This is a genomic window from Glutamicibacter soli (assembly GCF_052322135.1).
Lineage (GTDB): Bacteria > Actinomycetota > Actinomycetes > Actinomycetales > Micrococcaceae > Glutamicibacter > Glutamicibacter soli.
On sequence record NZ_CM125969.1, the window covers coordinates 136,433 to 150,731 of the forward strand.

Genomic DNA, 14,299 nt, shown 5'->3' on the forward strand with positions numbered 1-14,299 from the left:
AGGTACCAACGCAGAACAGTTTACGTCGTTGAAGTGAACACAAGAATTGTGGTGGTGCCGGACCGGGAACGCCTCTCGGCGGAAGGCCGCTCTAGGCGGCAGAGTTTTGGAGCCCGGGGTTACCAGCAGCCCGGCACCGACTCCTAGTTTTCTCGCTTGAAGCGCTTGCTGTCAACCGCCTGCCCGACGGCGTGCCGTTTCTCACGTTATCGCCGCAGCGACTTCTCGATTCCGCTGATCCCCAGTAGCGCGCAGCAGAACCAGATCGCCCCGGCAGGGCCCATGCCAGCTGCCACGGTACTTGCGATAATCGGCAAACCTACTTGTCCGAGCCGGTTTCCCATGAGCCGGAGAGCCAGCGCGGCACCCCGGTCGGCCGGTTCCACCGAGGTGGAGATCATGGTCATGGTCAGCGGCTGGCCAAGTCCCAGGAAGAAACCGCCGACCAGCATCGCGGCGCCCGAGATCCACAGCGAGTCGATGAAGAACGGCGCGATGGCGATGGTGGCGGCCGCCAGGTACAAGCTGGTGGTGAGCAGGGCCGGGCGGCTGAAGTGCGCGGATAGCTGCGGGATCACCAGGCGCGAGACCACCGAGGCGCAGCCGCGGATGGCCAAGAGCACACCAACTGCCACAGGTGTGACGTTATGTTGCTCGGCGACCAGCGGCAGGAAGGCGGTGAGGATGTCCAGCATGGACAGCAGTGTCAGCGCCGCGAGCATGTGGGAGGTCATGCCGCGAACCCGCAGGATGGCCCAGGCGGAGGTCTTGGGGCGGGCCGATGCCGCGGAAGCGGTGTTCTTGGTGGTCGACGGCTGGAAATTGGCCAGCAGCAGCGGGGCCGCCAGCAGCGAGCAGCCGGCACCGATCCACAGTGACAGGCTGATGCTGGCGATGCGCTCTGGGGAGTCGGCCGCGGTGCCGGTGCCCAGGATCAGGCCTGCGGCCAGCGGACCGAGGAATTGGCCGGCGGAATACGCGGCGGTGAACCAGCCGAATCCCTTATCCAGTTCGCTGTCGGGCAAAAAGCGTGCGATGGAGGACTGGCCGCCGATGGTGAACATCAGGTGCCCCATGCCCAGCACCGCGCTGGCGGCCGCGACCAGCAGCGCGTTGGGGGACAGGGCGATGCCAGCGCCGCCGAGCGCCAGCAGGACGACGCCGCCCAGCATCAGGTAGCGGATCTGGCGCATGCGGGAGCTGAGCCGGCCCATGGAAATCGCTGTCACCAAGGGCAGCAGCGCGAAGGCGGCCGTGGCCGCGCCAACCGTCACCGGACCGGAACCCAGCGCAATGAGCTTGTAGGTCGTGACCGGGCGGATTACGTTCAAGGCCGTCTGGGACAGCAGCGCGGTGGCAATCAGCACCAGGAGCCAGCGCATGGCGCCCGAGGATGCCGCCTTGTTGTTTGCGCCCACGCACCGGCCCTTCGCTTGAGGAATTCTGCCGTCCCAATCCTAAGGCCACAGGGAGGCGGAGCCGATTTTTGTTGCTAGTCCAGCGTGCCCTGGCGCCACATTCGGGCGCAGATCTCCAGATCCTTGGCGGTGTTGTCCAGCGAGCGCGCCCGCAAGGTCAGGTTGGTGCCGCGCTCGCTGCTGGCCAGGTCCGCGGCGTCGGCGTGCTCGGTCATGCCCAGGGCCAGCACTCTGCAGTAGGCGGCGGTGCGCTCAAGGGCGTGGGCGAAGTCCCCGTTGAAGGCCCCTGAGAGAATCGAGCTGGTCATCTTCTTCAGCTCCTCGGCGCTGGGCGGCTCGGCGGCGCCGGCGACGATGCGTTCGACCTCTGCGCGGTGGGCTCCGGCGGAGAACCGTGCGGCCATGACGTCGGGCATGTTCAAGGTGGCGGTGCGGACCGCGTACAGGCGCCAAAGCGCGCCGGGCAGCGAATGCGCCGGGGCCTCGCTCCAGAGTTCGGCGAGCACCTCGATGCCCTCGTCCTCGGCGACGGCAATCAGCCTCCGGGTGACCTCCGGGTCGTCGTTGGCCAGCCCTTGCTGGACGAAGGCGCGCGCGGACAGGTGCGCGGCCTCCGATATCCGCGCGGGATCGGCCCCGCCTTCATAGGGCTCGAAGTCGATCGGGGCGAAGGGGCGGGGTTTGTGATGCCGGTACCCCGACTCGTGGGCGGTTTGCGATCCGGAACGTGCACCTCTCATGGCGACTAGGTTACTCCCTTATCCTTGGCGTTTTCCGCTGCTTGCGACGTGGATCGGCCTCGATTAAGGATGGACGGGCACTTCAGGTAATATGGTTTCTGGCCGTAGGCCGTGCGCCTTTAGCTCAGCTGGTAGAGCACTGGACTTTTAATCCATTGGTCGCGGGTTCGATCCCCGCAGGGCGCACCAGACAAAACCCCGCCACCCCGGCTTCACCGGAGGAGGCGGGGTTTTCCGTGTTCCGGCAGGAGGCTAGCTATCGAGGCAGGCGGCCAGGGCGCGGCGGATGACCGGCGCGAAATCCAGCGAGTCGTCGACCGTGATCCGGTGCAGCAGTGCGCCGTCGAGCGTGGCCATGATGAATCTCGTGCAGCCCAGGGGGTCTTTGGCGCCCAGGGCGGCCAGCGTCGCGGTTGTCCAGTGTTCGAAGACCCTCCGGTTGTCCTTCAGCGGCGCAACAAGTTCCGGAGAATGGGCCAAGTCGATGAACAGCGCGTAGCGGGCCAGCGTCCTGCTGCGGAAAATCCCGCTTTGGGTTTCCAGCATTCTGGTGAATGCCTCCTCTGCCTCCGCGCGCTCGAGGATTGGCGCAGCTTGGCCGAAATCCTCGCGTTCGCGCTGGGCAAGGTGCGATGCGACGCCCTCGAGCAATGCCTGCTTGGTACGAAAATAGTTGGATGTCGATCCTGCTGGCAGCCCGGCTGTCTGGTCGACGCGGGCATGGCTTAGTGCCCGCACTCCTTGCTCGCCGAGGAGCGCAAGTGCTGCGTTCAAGGCCCGCTCTGCCCGGGAACTTGGGTTGGAAGTGGAAGTCTCCATAATTTCATTCTCCATCACTATAATCATAGTGACAATTCATTGTGGACGTAGTATTGTGTGAGAGTGGGCAAAGCTCTCAAAGTTGAATACGCCATGTTGTTGGCGCGAGCCGGTCTGGGCGTTAGGCGACAGGAAACCCTCGGGTGCTCCTGCGGGTCCTTCCAAATGACCCGAGCGCGAGCATGCGCCCTGGCTTTTGGCCAAGGTTAGTCGATAAGCCTGGGTCCCTTCCCGCGGTCCCCGATGCGTGATTGCTTGGCGCGCGGCAACACGGCGGTGAGAAGGATCCCAAGAATTTCACTGTGGTGGGATACAAAATGACTACGGAAAGCCAAGCATGGCCGGCCATGCCGGTGGTGGCTGGGGTCGACCACGAATTCCTGGAAGTCGCCGGTGGGCAGATGCACGTGGCGGCTATGGGGTCCGGCGACCCGGTGCTCCTGTTGCACGGATTCGGTCAGACGTGGTGGCAATGGCGAGAAATCATGCCGGCACTTGCGGCTCAGGGGTATCGGGCCATCGCGCCCGACCTTCGCGGTGAGGGATGGACTCGCCTGCCGTACCGGGACATCGATAGGACCCGCCGAACTCGAGACATCCTGGAATTGCTCGACGTTTTGGATCTGGGCGAGGTTCGCATGGTGAGCCAGGACATGGGAGCCGTTTCTGCATTCCAGCTGGCGATGCACTACCCGGAACGAATAACCAGTCACGTGATGATTGCCGTGCCGCCTCCGCAAATGCGATTTGATCTGGGCATGATGCCAGGCATGAGGCACTTGTGGCACCAGGAAGCGCTGTCCATGCCGAAGCTCGGTCCCTGGCTCATGCGCTCGGGACGAATGACCCGCCATTTCTTCTCGCCGATTTTCATGGTCCAGCCCCTGGACCAGGCAGTGGTCGACCAGTATCAGGCAATGATGAGCCATGAAAACTCCGCACGGGCCGCCGTGCCCCTTTGCCGCCGTATGGTCCTCCCGGAGCTGATGCGGATAATACGAGGCAGCTACAGGGCTGAACGCTTTGCCATGCCATCATTGTTCATTTTCGGAACCAAGGATGCTGGGTTCCCACCGGCAGTCGTGCGCAGGGCTTTCGCTGATACTTCCATTTATGGGACTGATGTGCGCTTGGAAATTATCGAGGACGCCGGGCATTTCATAGTCGACGAACAACCAGCGGCGATCATGAAGGCGATTTCCGAATTCTTCGACTCGCTCAGGCCGGACCCCAGAGAGTAGCTCCGCATGCCTAGAGCTGCAGTTCCAGGTCCTCGGCGGGAGCCGCCATGCAGGCCAGAATCTGGTTCTCCGCCACCCGGGCGCCAGGATCCAGCGGGTAGCCGACGCTGCCGCGGCGCAGCGTCAGTGCGCATTCGCCGCAGGACCCTGCCCGGCAGGAGCTGTTCGGGGTGAGCCCTCGGGCCTCCAGCGATTCAAGCAGCGTGCCGTCCTGCGGGCGCCAGGTGAATCCCGCCGCGCCGGAGGAGAAGAAAATCCGTGCCGGGGCGTACTGCTGCAGCAGCTCGCCCAGGTCGGCGGCGGGGGAGGCAAAGGTTTCCCGGTGGACGTGCTGCGGCGCGATGCCGGCCAGCTCGCAGGTCTCCAGTGCCAGCTGGGTGAATCCGGCCGGGCCGCAGATCACCACGCTGTCGCAGGACTCGATGGCCTGGGCCAGCTGCGCCGCGGTTGGCCGGCCTGCCCGGGAATCGACGTGGCTGATCCGGGCGGGCAGCCCCAGGCCGCGGGCCAAGGCGCCAGCGCGCGTGAACAGCTCGCCACCGGGCCCGCGCTCCACATGGAACAATCGCAGTTCATTCAATTCAGGTGCCTGGCCGGCTCCGCGAAGCAGCCCCAGGGCGGGGGTGATGCCGATGCCGGCGGTGAGCAGCGCGGTGCGGCCGTGCAGCACGCGGCGTGCGGTCATGGTGCCGTGGGGTCCCGAAGCCAGCAGCTTGTCCCCGGCCCGCAGGCCGGCCATCTTCTGCGAGACGGTTCCGGCGGTGCGCACGGCGATGCTGATGACGTCCCGGTGCACCGCGGTGATGGTGTAGTTGCGCCACAGCGGGTCGGGCAGGTGCACCCGCAGATGGGTGCCCGCCTCGTCGTGGGCCGCGATCCAGCCGTGCGGGTCGCGCAGCGAAATTTCCACCGCATCGCCGTCCAGCTGCCGGCGCTCGATGACCTCGAGGTAGCGCGGGGTGCGCTTGGCAGGCGCCAATGCCAGCGCGCGCCGGTCTTCGGAATCAATGCGGATCTCGTCCCCTGCCTGCAGCGTCCCGCCGGCCAGGACCGTGCCGTAGACGCCGCAGTGCAGGTGCCCGAAATGGCTTGCCAGCAGCCGCGGCCCGTTGACGTCCACTTGCGTGGTGGCGGGATTGACCGACGTGGCAGGGCAGCGCTCGATGGACTTGGTGATCGCGATCCGGGTCTCGCCGATACGCAGGACCTTGCCGATCAGCTCGAACTCGCCGAAGGCCGGCACCCCGTCCAGCAGGATGTTGCCGCGGTAGCGTAGCGGATCCAGCGTGACGCCCGCGGCCTTCGAGAGCGCCTCGACCGTGCGGGGGTTGATCAGCGAGATGCCAGAGAGGCGGGAATCGAACATCCCGTGGGAGGCGGCGACCAGGGTGCGGGCATGGCCTCCCTGCGCCGGGATGTGCGCTGCCATGTAGTCAGCGGCCGCCGAGCGCTCGCCGGCATCGGAGGAGTCGAAGGTGAAGGGAGCGGCCCCCGTGGCCGCCGGGGCTGTCACCGTGATGAATGGGGGAGCGGAGACGACCTGCCACTGTTGCAGGGACGTGTCGTTTTTCAGCGCGGTGAAGGAGCCGCAGGACTGCCACTGCCCGTCCGCGACAGGGGTGCTGCCGTTGCCCAGTGCGACGGCGCGGTCCCCGGCTACCCCGCCCTCGGCGCTCACCGCGGCGCGGGTGAGCTCCTCGGCGGGCAGGCCCTTGACTGGGAAACGGAACAAACGCTCGATTCGCATATCAAGATTCTAGTGGGCGGGGGAATTGCCGGGCAGGTTGATGGCCCTAGATGTCGGCCAGGAACTTCTTGATGCGCTCCATGACCAGCGCGCGAGCCTGCGGGTCGTGGGACGGCAGCGAGCTGTCGGTGAACAGGTGCTTGTCGCCGGGGTAGGTGAACAGCTGCGCGAGCCCCTCGCCCTGGTCGTTGACGAAGCGTTCGGCCGCCTCCAGGTCGCCCTCGCGGGCGAAGAACGGGTCGTTGTCCATGCCGTGGATCTGCACCGGCACGGCGGTCGGCCAGGGGCCGAAGCTCCATTCGGCATCCAGGTCCACGAATGACTCGAGCAGGACGGCGCCCAGCGCGCCCGGACGCTGCTGCGCGCACTGCTGGGCCAGGGCCGCGCCCCAGGAAGTGCCGATGTAGACCAGTTCGTCGGGCAGGTTCTTGAACAGCTTGTCCACGCGCTGCTGGATCTTGTCCTCGCCGACCTTGTTGGCCAGCAGGATGCCAGCCTCCAGATCCTTGGGAAGCTTGCCGGCGAACAGGTCCACCGGGTGCACGGTGTGCCCTTCGGCCCGCAGTTCCGCGGCCATTGCCTGGACTCCCGGGGTCAGGCCCTGGACGTGGTGGAATAAAACAATGGTTGCCATGGGAAAACTCCTAGGATCGGCTCGATGCGAGCCGGAATTCGGGGGTGCCGCGGTCCAGCGGGGCCGCGGCGGTGCTCAGCGTTCGTCGACCAGGTTGTCGATGCGTGCCGGCAGGTGCTCGATGGCGTGGGCCCAGCCGGGCATCTGGCTGTTGATTTCCACGCTGTAGCCCTCGGCCAGGTGGAACTCGGCGCAGGTCAGATCCTCGGCTTCCGTCCCCGCGTCGTAGATGAAAGCTCGTCGGATATCCTCCCAGAGCAAGGTGGCGGACTGGTCGATGACCAAGCCGGCGTCGACGACTTCTACGGTGCGCTGCGGGTAGGACATGGTTGAACTGCTTTCGGTCCTGGGCGTTGTGCTTTATTCAAGTCTACGCGGGCTTCCTGCATGAATCACGCCCCTGAGACCTCGACCTTGGCCAGATTCCGCGCGGAATCAAGGCTGAGCGCGTAGTCCAGTCCCAGCTGCGCGAGGAAGTCCTGGTCGTGGCTGACTACCAGCAAGGCGCCGCGGTAGGCATTCAGGGCTTCGGCCAGCTGGCGCACGCTGTCGATGTCCAGATTGTTCGTGGGCTCGTCCAGAATCAGCAGCTGATTCACAGGAACCGCTACCAGCAGGCAGGCCAGGTAGACGCGCAGCCGTTCGCCTCCGGAGAGGGTTCCCAACGGGCGGTCGACGTTGGCGCCGCGCAGCAGCAGCCGGGCCAGCGTATTGCGGATGGTCCCGGAGGGGACGTCCGGAGCCGCGCGCTGGACGTTGTCCAGGGCGCTGAGCGTATCGTCCAGTCCCGCCAGCTGCTGGGGCAGGTAGCCCACCCGGTCCACATGCAGAGTTCCGCTGATCCCGTCGGAGGGCTCGGCTCCGGAGAGCAGCTGCCGCAGCAGCGTGCTCTTGCCCGCGCCGTTGGGGCCGGTCAGCGCCACGCGCTCGGGGCCCTGCAGCAGATGCCAGCTGGTGCCGTCGTCCAGCTCAAGCACCCGCCGCCCGGCCGGCAGCCCGGGATCGGGAAGTTCGAGGTTGATGTGCTCGATCTCCCTGATCCTTGACTGCGCCTGGTCGACGTGCTGCTGCGCGGCGTCGATTTTCGCCTCGTACTGGGCGCGGGTCTTGCCGGCGTTCGCCTCGGACTTCTGCTTCAGGGAGTTGGCCAGGATGCGCGGCATGTTGCCGCCGAGCTGTTCGGCGCGGCCCTTGCGTTTGGTGCGCGCCAGCTTGGTCTCCGCTTCGGCGCGCTGCCGCTTTTCCACCTTCAGCGCGGAGCTGGCGGTTTTGGCCGCCTGCAGCGCCGCCTGCTGCTCGGTCGCCAGCTGCTCCTGGTACAGGCTGTACGGGCCGCCGAAGAAGCGCAGCTGTCCGTGATGCAGTTCGATGGTGTGCTGCATCTGCTCCAGCAGCTGCAGGTCGTGGCTCACTACGACGAGTGTTCCGGGCCAGGTGCGCAGCAGCCCGTACAGCAGCTGCCGGGTCTGGCCATCGAGGTTGTTCGTCGGCTCGTCGAGCAGCGTGACGGGCTTGCGCGCCAGGCGCAGCCCGAGGACCGCCAGCAGCATGGTTTCGCCGCCGGACAGCTCGTCGACCCGGCGCGACAGGTCCAGGCCGCCGAAGCCCAGCGGGGTCAGTTCGGCCTGGATCCTGGCTTCAAGGTCCCAGTCGGAGCCGACGGCGTCGAAATCCTCCGGGGCGACGCTGCCCGCCTCGATGGCCTGCAGCGCGCGGTAGGCAGGGGCGATGCCCAGCAGGTCCGCAAGCGTTGCGTCCGATTGCAGGGTGATGTTCTGCGCCAGGTAGGCGACGTCGCCAGCCGCCGAAACCTGTCCGGAGCTGGGGGCCAGGCGCCCGGCGATCAGCTTGAGCAGGGTGGATTTTCCGCTGCCGTTGGCACCGATCAAGCCGCTGGCGCCGGCGGGGAAGGTGCCGTCAAGCTGGGAGAGCACCTGCTCGCCGTCTGGCCAACAGAAGCTGAGGGAGGTCAGGGTGATGGGTGGGGTCAAGGCCATGGTGGCTCCTGTGAAGGCTGAGGAGGCAACCGGGAAAAGACGTCGTTGGAGGGTTCGTGGCAACAGCTGGGGAACCGGGGAAACGGAAATCTGCACCGGAAGCCGTGAATGAACGTGCGCCGCTGAATGGGGCGCGAGACTGTTCGAGGCTATGCGCAGATGAGATCCATGGTTTCGAGTGTAACAGGCGCACCCGGCCGTGGGGCTGGGCAGAAAAAATCGGGGCGTGCCGCCAGGCATGCCCCGATTCACAACTTGCTGTTCAGCTTACTTCCACGCGCGGTGCACCGCGACGATGCCGCCGGTCAGGTTGCGGTACTCGACGTTCTTCCAACCCACGTTGACGAACTTGCGGCCCAGCTCTTCCTGGCCCGGCCAGGCGGCGATGGACTCGGCCAGGTAGGCGTACGCCGAAGGATTCGGCGAGACCATGTAGCCCAGGGCTGGAATCACGCGCGGCAGGAACTGCTGGTAGGCGACCTTGATCGGGGTTACGGTCGGGGTGGAGAACTCGGCAACCACAATGCGTCCGCCGGGCTTGGTGACGCGGTGCAGCTCGGACAGCGCCTTCTCGGTGTCGTCAATGTTGCGCAGGCCGTAGGAGATGGTCACCGCATCGAAGGTGTTGTCCTCGAATGGCAGATCGTGGCCGTCGCCGTAGACGAATTCCAGCTCGGGGTAGCGCTTGCGGCCCTCGGCGAGCATGCCGTGGGACATGTCGCACGCGGTCACGCGCGCGCCGGCCTTGGCCAACGGCACGGACGAGGTACCGGTGCCGGCTGCCAGATCCAGGATGCGCTCTCCGGGCTTCGGGGCGATCGCCTCGGTGGTGATCTTGCGCCAGTAGTTCACAATGCCGCCGGTCATCAGGGTATTGAGCAGATCGTACTTTGGAGCAAGATTGTCGAACATTTCCTGAACCTGATTCGCCTGCTTGTCCAGGCCTGCGCGCACATTGTGGGTACTCATGACACTAAGTGTTTCACATTTGCCCCGGCCCTTATCGCGATTGTGGGGCGTATCGCTCAGAGCAGTGATTCAAGGCGTGCGTAGCTGGCCTCCATTCCCTCGATCATTCCGGTGGCCAGCACCATGTCGCGGGTTTGGGCGTCGGGGTAGGTGATGACCAGGCTGAGCAGGGTGCCTGACTGCACCGGGGTGAACGTCGTTTCATTGACTGTTGCCGGGTAGTCGGTGTCGATCATCTGCTCGGTGAAGGATTCGAAGCTGCGCGGGGTGCTGGACAGACAAACGCCGGCGAATCCGAACCCCTGGCCTTCGACGCCGGAATTCGGCTCCCACCAGTAGCGGTAGCTGTCTCCCACCTCCTTGGGCAGGATGCATTCGGTCATCTGCCAGCCGTCGGGGCCCAGCAGCCAGCGCTTCATGAGCTCCGGATCGTGGTGTGCGTACCAGACCTGCTCCTGGGTGCCGCGGATGAGGCGGCTGACGCGCACCTGGGTGTCGGAAAGCAGCTGGGCTTCGGTGGCGAAGGTCTGCGCGTAGTTGCGCAGGTCGATCAGCACCTGCTCGATCTGGCTCATGGCCGAACGCGTGCCATCGATCATGCCCATGGCGACCACCTGCTCGAGCTCCTCGGCCGAGTCGAAGTTGGCGGTGATGGTCAGCTTGGACCCCTCCTCGTGGGGGTCGAAGCTGAAGACGGTGCGGGTGGCGGGAAGGTCTTCGTTCACTGATCCGTCGGAATGGGCGAAACCGTCGGTGACCTCGAAGAACTTGTGCTCGACGACCTCGTTCCAGATCCAGTATCCGTGGAACTGCTCGCCTTCAGGCGAGGTCATGTAGTAGTTGCTCCGGCCTCCGACCGCGCCGTCGTGGCGCGTGAAGGTGGCAGGGTATTCAACCGGGCCCCAGAACTTTTCGATCTGGCGGGGGTCGAGATAGGCATCCCAGAGCCGGGAAACGGGGGCCGGGAAATTGGCGTGAACGGTCAGTGTCAGCGTTTCCGGGTCCTTGAGTACGGAGGTGACAGGCATGGCGAAATCCTTAGTCGGTTTCATCTGCGAGGAAGTCATCGAGCCGGCTGATGCGCTGACGCCAGATGTCCTCGTAGGCGGTTAGCAGTTCCTGGACGTGTCGGATGGTGTCCGGCTGGCCGCGGACGATGCGTTCGCGGCCACGTGCGATCTTGGTAACCAGGCCCGCCGCTTCAAGGGCGGCCACGTGCTTCTGCACCGCGGCAAACGACATGTCGTAGGCCGCGGCCAGGTCGCTCACGCGCACCTCGGCGCTTAACGTCCGCCGCACGATGTCTCGTCGTGTGGCGTCTGCCAAGGCGCGGAAGACCTTGTTTACCTGTTCATCGCTCAACTCATATACAACCATTTGGTTGTATATTACTCCCGCTGCGCGCCAGAGGGAAGGGGGCGGATCAAATTAGTTCTCCGGAGCCAGCATTGTGTTTAAAGGGGAGATAAATCACCTATTATGCAAGGTGTTAAGTCTCCTATGGATCGCGTCCGACCAGCGGCGACGCCGCCGTTTCGTGCGCGGAGTCCAGGGGCCGTGGACCGGATCAACAGGATGATCACTACAAATCCCCACCCGCATGCCCTAGTGTGTAAGGTACGCATGGGAAAGTGACCTGCGTTACGCTGAATTTTTACAGGTATCTGGAGTCACGGTGGGCGAAACTGGCATGGACTGGTCGGCTGCGGCGAGCCAAGCGCGCAAAGCGCACGAGCTCTTGGGGTCGCATCTGGCTGACCTTGACGCGCTTCCATTGAGGAACGTCGTTCGCGAGTCGTGGCGGCGATCCCTCTCGAACCCTGCGCAATTCAGCTATCCCTCGATGCTCAGCGACGACAGCCTTCGTCTGGCGCGGGAGCGCAGCGAACTGCAGCGCATTTGGCCTGTTTTCGAAAAGTTGCTGGTTCCCGCCGCCAGCGACGCTAATCTTCTGGTGGCCCTTGCCGACGCGCAGGGGACGCTGCTGTGGGTTGCCGGCAACCACGGAGCCATGGACGGCGCTGAAAATGTCGGGTTCAGCGCGGGCGCGAACTGGGGCGAATCTTCGGTGGGCACGTCGGCTCCAGGGCTGGCGCTTGCGACGGGAAGCGGCGTCCAGGTTTCCGGCGCTGAGCACCTCTATGAGCACGTGCACCACTTGAACTGTTCCGCGGTGCCGATCCGCAACCCGCGGACCGGCCGCATCATCGGCGCGGTTGATCTGACCGGCGGTGCTGATGCGATTGCCGTGCATTCGCTGCCGCTGCTTCAGGCGGCGGTGGCTGCGGCTGAGGGGCAGCTGCTTCTCCCGTCACTGGCTGAGGAGCGGGTGGATGAGGATTTCCTCGATTTGTGCGCCAGTGACGGCCCGCGGCTTTCCGGCAAGCCGTTGTCCCTTCGCCATGCGGAGATCCTGACCATACTTGCGGCCCAACCCCGCGGGCTGAACAGCGCCCAGTTGGTCGAAGAGCTTTTCGAACAGCCCGACAATGCTTCCGAAGGGACCCTGCGCTCCGAGCTGGTGCGACTGCGCAAGGCGCTCGCTGATTCGCCTGACCGCCGCATCGCCGCACGCCCCTACCGCCTGGAATGGGAACTGCAAACCACGCTGACCATGCTCTGGCAGGCCATGGAGGAGGGCGATCTGGAACGGGCGCTGCAGCTGTATCCCGCCGAGATCCTCGTGCGCTCGCAGGCCCCTGGCATCGTTGCGCTTCGCTACCGCGCGCAGATTGCCCTGCGGGAAATGGTGCTGGATCGCGGCACCGCACAGCAGTTGCTGCGGCTTGGAAGGCAGAGCGCGGATTCTCAACTGCTGCTGGCCGCCCTGCGTGAATTGCCGCTGGATTCGCCGGCGCGTTCACTGGTTGTCGCCGAGATTGAAGCGCTGGACGGGTAGTCGATCCCGGAGTTCGTTCGCGTTTTTTTCGCGACACGGCCCGATGCCACGGCGCTTGCCGCGGGGAGTGCGGGTCGGGTCATGTCGTGGAGCCGGTGCACTTCCTGACACCGCTGCGCAGCGTTGCAACGTTGTGCAACCTTCTCGCAACGTTTAAGTGACTAGAGTCACATACCAAGACGGCGAGGCATCCAGCCACCGGCACGAAGCGAAGAGACGAAGGAGTCACGCAGCCATGAGCATCTACGCAAACCCGAACACCGATGGAGCATTGGTCAACTTCAAGTCGCGGTATGAGAACTACATCGGCGGCCAGTGGGTTGCTCCGGCCAAGGGGATGTACTTCGAAAACATCACCCCGGTTACCGGCAAGTCCTTCTGCGAGGTCGCACGATCCACCGCCGAAGACGTTGAAATCGCACTGGATGCGGCGCACGCGGCGGCACCGGCCTGGGGCAAGACCAGCCCGGCGGACCGTGCCCTGGTCCTGAACCGCATCGCAGACCGCATCGAGGAAAACCTTGAAATGCTGTCCGTCGCGGAAACCTGGGACAACGGCAAGGCCATCCGCGAATGCCTCAACGCCGACTTGCCGCTGGCAGTGGACCACTTCCGCTACTTCGCAGGCGCCATCCGCGCCCAGGAAGGCAGCCTCTCGCAGCTCGATGACAACACCACCGCCTACCACTTCCACGAGCCGCTGGGTGTTGTCGGACAGATCATCCCGTGGAACTTCCCGCTGCTGATGGCCGTCTGGAAGCTCGCCCCGGCGCTGGCCGCCGGCAACGCGATCGTCCTGAAGCCTGCCGAGCAAACCCCGGTATCGATCCTGGTGCTGATGGAACTGATCGGCGACCTGATCCCGGCCGGCGTGCTGAACGTCATCAACGGCTTCGGCGTCGAGTGCGGCAAGCCGCTCGCCTCGAACAAGCGCATCCGCAAGATCGCATTCACCGGCGAGACCACCACCGGCCGCCTGATCATGCAGTACGCTTCGGAAAACCTCATCCCGGTCACCCTGGAGCTCGGCGGCAAGTCGCCGAACGTGTTCTTCGAGGACGTGGCGGCCAAGGACGACGCCTTCTACGACAAGGCCCAGGAGGGCTTCACGATGTTCGCGCTGAACCAGGGCGAGGTCTGCACCTGCCCGTCGCGCGCGCTGGTCCAGGAAAGCATCTACGGCGAATTCATGGAAAAGGTCGTGGCCCGCACCAAGGCCATCAAGCAGGGCAACCCGCTGGACACCGACACCATGATGGGTGCCCAGGCATCCAACGACCAGCTGGAAAAGATCCTGTCCTACATGGACATCGGCAAGGCCGAGGGAGCCAAGCTGCTCACCGGTGGCGGGCGCGCGGACCTGGGCGGCGACCTGTCCGGCGGCTACTACGTGCAGCCGACCATCTTCGAAGGCACCAACAACATGCGCATCTTCCAAGAGGAGATCTTCGGCCCGGTGGTCTCGGTGGCGAAGTTCAAGGACTACGACGATGCGATGGCCATTGCCAACGACACCCTCTACGGGCTGGGCTCGGGCGTGTGGAGCCGCAACGGCAACACCGCCTACCGCGCAGGCCGCGACATCCAGGCCGGACGTGTCTGGGTCAACCAATACCACGCCTACCCGGCGCACTCGGCTTTCGGCGGCTACAAGTCCTCGGGCATCGGCCGCGAAAACCACCTGATGATGCTGGATCACTACCAGCAGACCAAGAACCTGCTCGTCTCCTACTCGGAAGACAAGCTCGGCTTCTTCTAAACTGCGATACCCCAACGCAGCCCATCCCCCATCCTCTGTCACCATCCCCACGCACGACCGACAGTTTCACAGACCC

The 14,299-nt window shown here is 64.9% G+C and carries 13 protein-coding genes and 1 tRNA gene; 4 read left to right on the forward strand and 10 right to left on the reverse strand.

What is annotated here, in order from left to right; all coding sequences use genetic code 11:
* Positions 1-206: 206 nt before the first annotated feature.
* Together ACTX90_RS00660 and ACTX90_RS00665 are read right to left on the reverse strand one after the other, a co-directional pair.
* Positions 207-1,418, reverse strand: a complete 1,212-nt coding sequence (locus tag ACTX90_RS00660) for an MFS transporter (protein WP_231736035.1) — start codon at positions 1,416-1,418, stop codon at positions 207-209.
* 74 nt (positions 1,419-1,492) lie between these two features.
* Positions 1,493-2,158, reverse strand: coding sequence for a hypothetical protein (locus ACTX90_RS00665; RefSeq protein WP_113608010.1), 666 nt, complete (start codon positions 2,156-2,158; stop codon positions 1,493-1,495).
* Positions 2,159-2,271: 113 nt separating this feature from the next.
* On the opposite strand from ACTX90_RS00665, the gene ACTX90_RS00670 reads away from it, so the two are divergent.
* Positions 2,272-2,347, forward strand: a tRNA-Lys gene (locus ACTX90_RS00670).
* A gap of 63 nt (positions 2,348-2,410) precedes the next feature.
* Here the strand turns inward: ACTX90_RS00670 and ACTX90_RS00675 are convergent.
* Complete coding sequence (locus ACTX90_RS00675; RefSeq protein ID WP_237562437.1) at positions 2,411-2,992, reverse strand: TetR/AcrR family transcriptional regulator; 582 nt, start codon at positions 2,990-2,992, stop codon at positions 2,411-2,413.
* A 302-nt stretch (positions 2,993-3,294) separates the two neighbouring features.
* On the opposite strand from ACTX90_RS00675, the gene ACTX90_RS00680 reads away from it, so the two are divergent.
* Positions 3,295-4,218 carry an alpha/beta fold hydrolase gene (locus ACTX90_RS00680; RefSeq protein ID WP_052772150.1) on the forward strand — a complete coding sequence of 308 codons (924 nt, stop codon included), beginning with the start codon at positions 3,295-3,297 and terminating at the stop codon, positions 4,216-4,218.
* A gap of 10 nt (positions 4,219-4,228) precedes the next feature.
* On the opposite strand, the gene ACTX90_RS00685 is transcribed toward ACTX90_RS00680, so the two are convergent.
* From ACTX90_RS00685 to ACTX90_RS00715, 7 genes are all read right to left on the reverse strand, one after another.
* Positions 4,229-5,965 carry an MOSC domain-containing protein gene (locus ACTX90_RS00685; RefSeq protein WP_443442685.1) on the reverse strand — a complete coding sequence of 579 codons (1,737 nt, stop codon included), beginning with the start codon at positions 5,963-5,965 and terminating at the stop codon, positions 4,229-4,231.
* A 46-nt stretch (positions 5,966-6,011) separates the two neighbouring features.
* Positions 6,012-6,599 (reverse strand): dienelactone hydrolase family protein, encoded by a 588-nt coding sequence (locus tag ACTX90_RS00690; protein ID WP_047117675.1) that lies wholly within the window; start codon positions 6,597-6,599, stop codon positions 6,012-6,014.
* A gap of 75 nt (positions 6,600-6,674) precedes the next feature.
* A complete protein-coding gene (locus ACTX90_RS00695) occupies positions 6,675-6,926 on the reverse strand; it encodes a hypothetical protein (protein ID WP_047117676.1) in 252 nt (83 codons plus the stop codon).
* 65 nt (positions 6,927-6,991) lie between these two features.
* Positions 6,992-8,596 carry an ABC-F family ATP-binding cassette domain-containing protein gene (locus tag ACTX90_RS00700; RefSeq protein ID WP_443442686.1) on the reverse strand — a complete coding sequence of 535 codons (1,605 nt, stop codon included), beginning with the start codon at positions 8,594-8,596 and terminating at the stop codon, positions 6,992-6,994.
* Between the two features lie 267 nt (positions 8,597-8,863).
* A complete protein-coding gene (locus ACTX90_RS00705) occupies positions 8,864-9,565 on the reverse strand; it encodes a class I SAM-dependent methyltransferase (protein ID WP_047117678.1) in 702 nt (233 codons plus the stop codon).
* Positions 9,566-9,621: 56 nt separating this feature from the next.
* A complete protein-coding gene (locus ACTX90_RS00710) occupies positions 9,622-10,593 on the reverse strand; it encodes an SRPBCC family protein (RefSeq protein WP_443442687.1) in 972 nt (323 codons plus the stop codon).
* Positions 10,594-10,603: 10 nt separating this feature from the next.
* Entirely contained in the window at positions 10,604-10,942 is a 339-nt protein-coding gene (locus ACTX90_RS00715) for an ArsR/SmtB family transcription factor (RefSeq protein ID WP_113608014.1), read from the reverse strand.
* A gap of 298 nt (positions 10,943-11,240) precedes the next feature.
* Between ACTX90_RS00715 and ACTX90_RS00720 the strand changes: the two genes are divergently transcribed.
* Both ACTX90_RS00720 and exaC read left to right on the forward strand, forming a co-directional pair.
* Positions 11,241-12,464 carry a sigma-54-dependent transcriptional regulator family protein gene (locus tag ACTX90_RS00720; protein WP_443442688.1) on the forward strand — a complete coding sequence of 408 codons (1,224 nt, stop codon included), beginning with the start codon at positions 11,241-11,243 and terminating at the stop codon, positions 12,462-12,464.
* A 235-nt stretch (positions 12,465-12,699) separates the two neighbouring features.
* A complete protein-coding gene (exaC, locus tag ACTX90_RS00725) occupies positions 12,700-14,223 on the forward strand; it encodes an acetaldehyde dehydrogenase ExaC (protein ID WP_443442689.1) in 1,524 nt (507 codons plus the stop codon).
* Positions 14,224-14,299 lie beyond the last annotated feature (76 nt).

Coding starts and splice junctions, on each gene's coding strand:
- ACTX90_RS00665 (WP_113608010.1), bottom strand. CDS start 2,158: ATGAGAGGTGCACGTTCCGGATCGCAAACCGCCCACGAGTCGGGGTAC.
- ACTX90_RS00675 (WP_237562437.1), bottom strand. CDS start 2,992: ATGGAGAATGAAATTATGGAGACTTCCACTTCCAACCCAAGTTCCCGG.
- ACTX90_RS00680 (WP_052772150.1), top strand. CDS start 3,295: ATGACTACGGAAAGCCAAGCATGGCCGGCCATGCCGGTGGTGGCTGGG.
- ACTX90_RS00685 (WP_443442685.1), bottom strand. CDS start 5,965: ATGCGAATCGAGCGTTTGTTCCGTTTCCCAGTCAAGGGCCTGCCCGCC.
- ACTX90_RS00690 (WP_047117675.1), bottom strand. CDS start 6,599: ATGGCAACCATTGTTTTATTCCACCACGTCCAGGGCCTGACCCCGGGA.
- ACTX90_RS00695 (WP_047117676.1), bottom strand. CDS start 6,926: ATGTCCTACCCGCAGCGCACCGTAGAAGTCGTCGACGCCGGCTTGGTC.
- ACTX90_RS00700 (WP_443442686.1), bottom strand. CDS start 8,596: ATGGCCTTGACCCCACCCATCACCCTGACCTCCCTCAGCTTCTGTTGG.
- ACTX90_RS00705 (WP_047117678.1), bottom strand. CDS start 9,565: ATGAGTACCCACAATGTGCGCGCAGGCCTGGACAAGCAGGCGAATCAG.
- ACTX90_RS00710 (WP_443442687.1), bottom strand. CDS start 10,593: ATGCCTGTCACCTCCGTACTCAAGGACCCGGAAACGCTGACACTGACC.
- ACTX90_RS00715 (WP_113608014.1), bottom strand. CDS start 10,942: ATGGTTGTATATGAGTTGAGCGATGAACAGGTAAACAAGGTCTTCCGC.
- exaC (WP_443442689.1), top strand. CDS start 12,700: ATGAGCATCTACGCAAACCCGAACACCGATGGAGCATTGGTCAACTTC.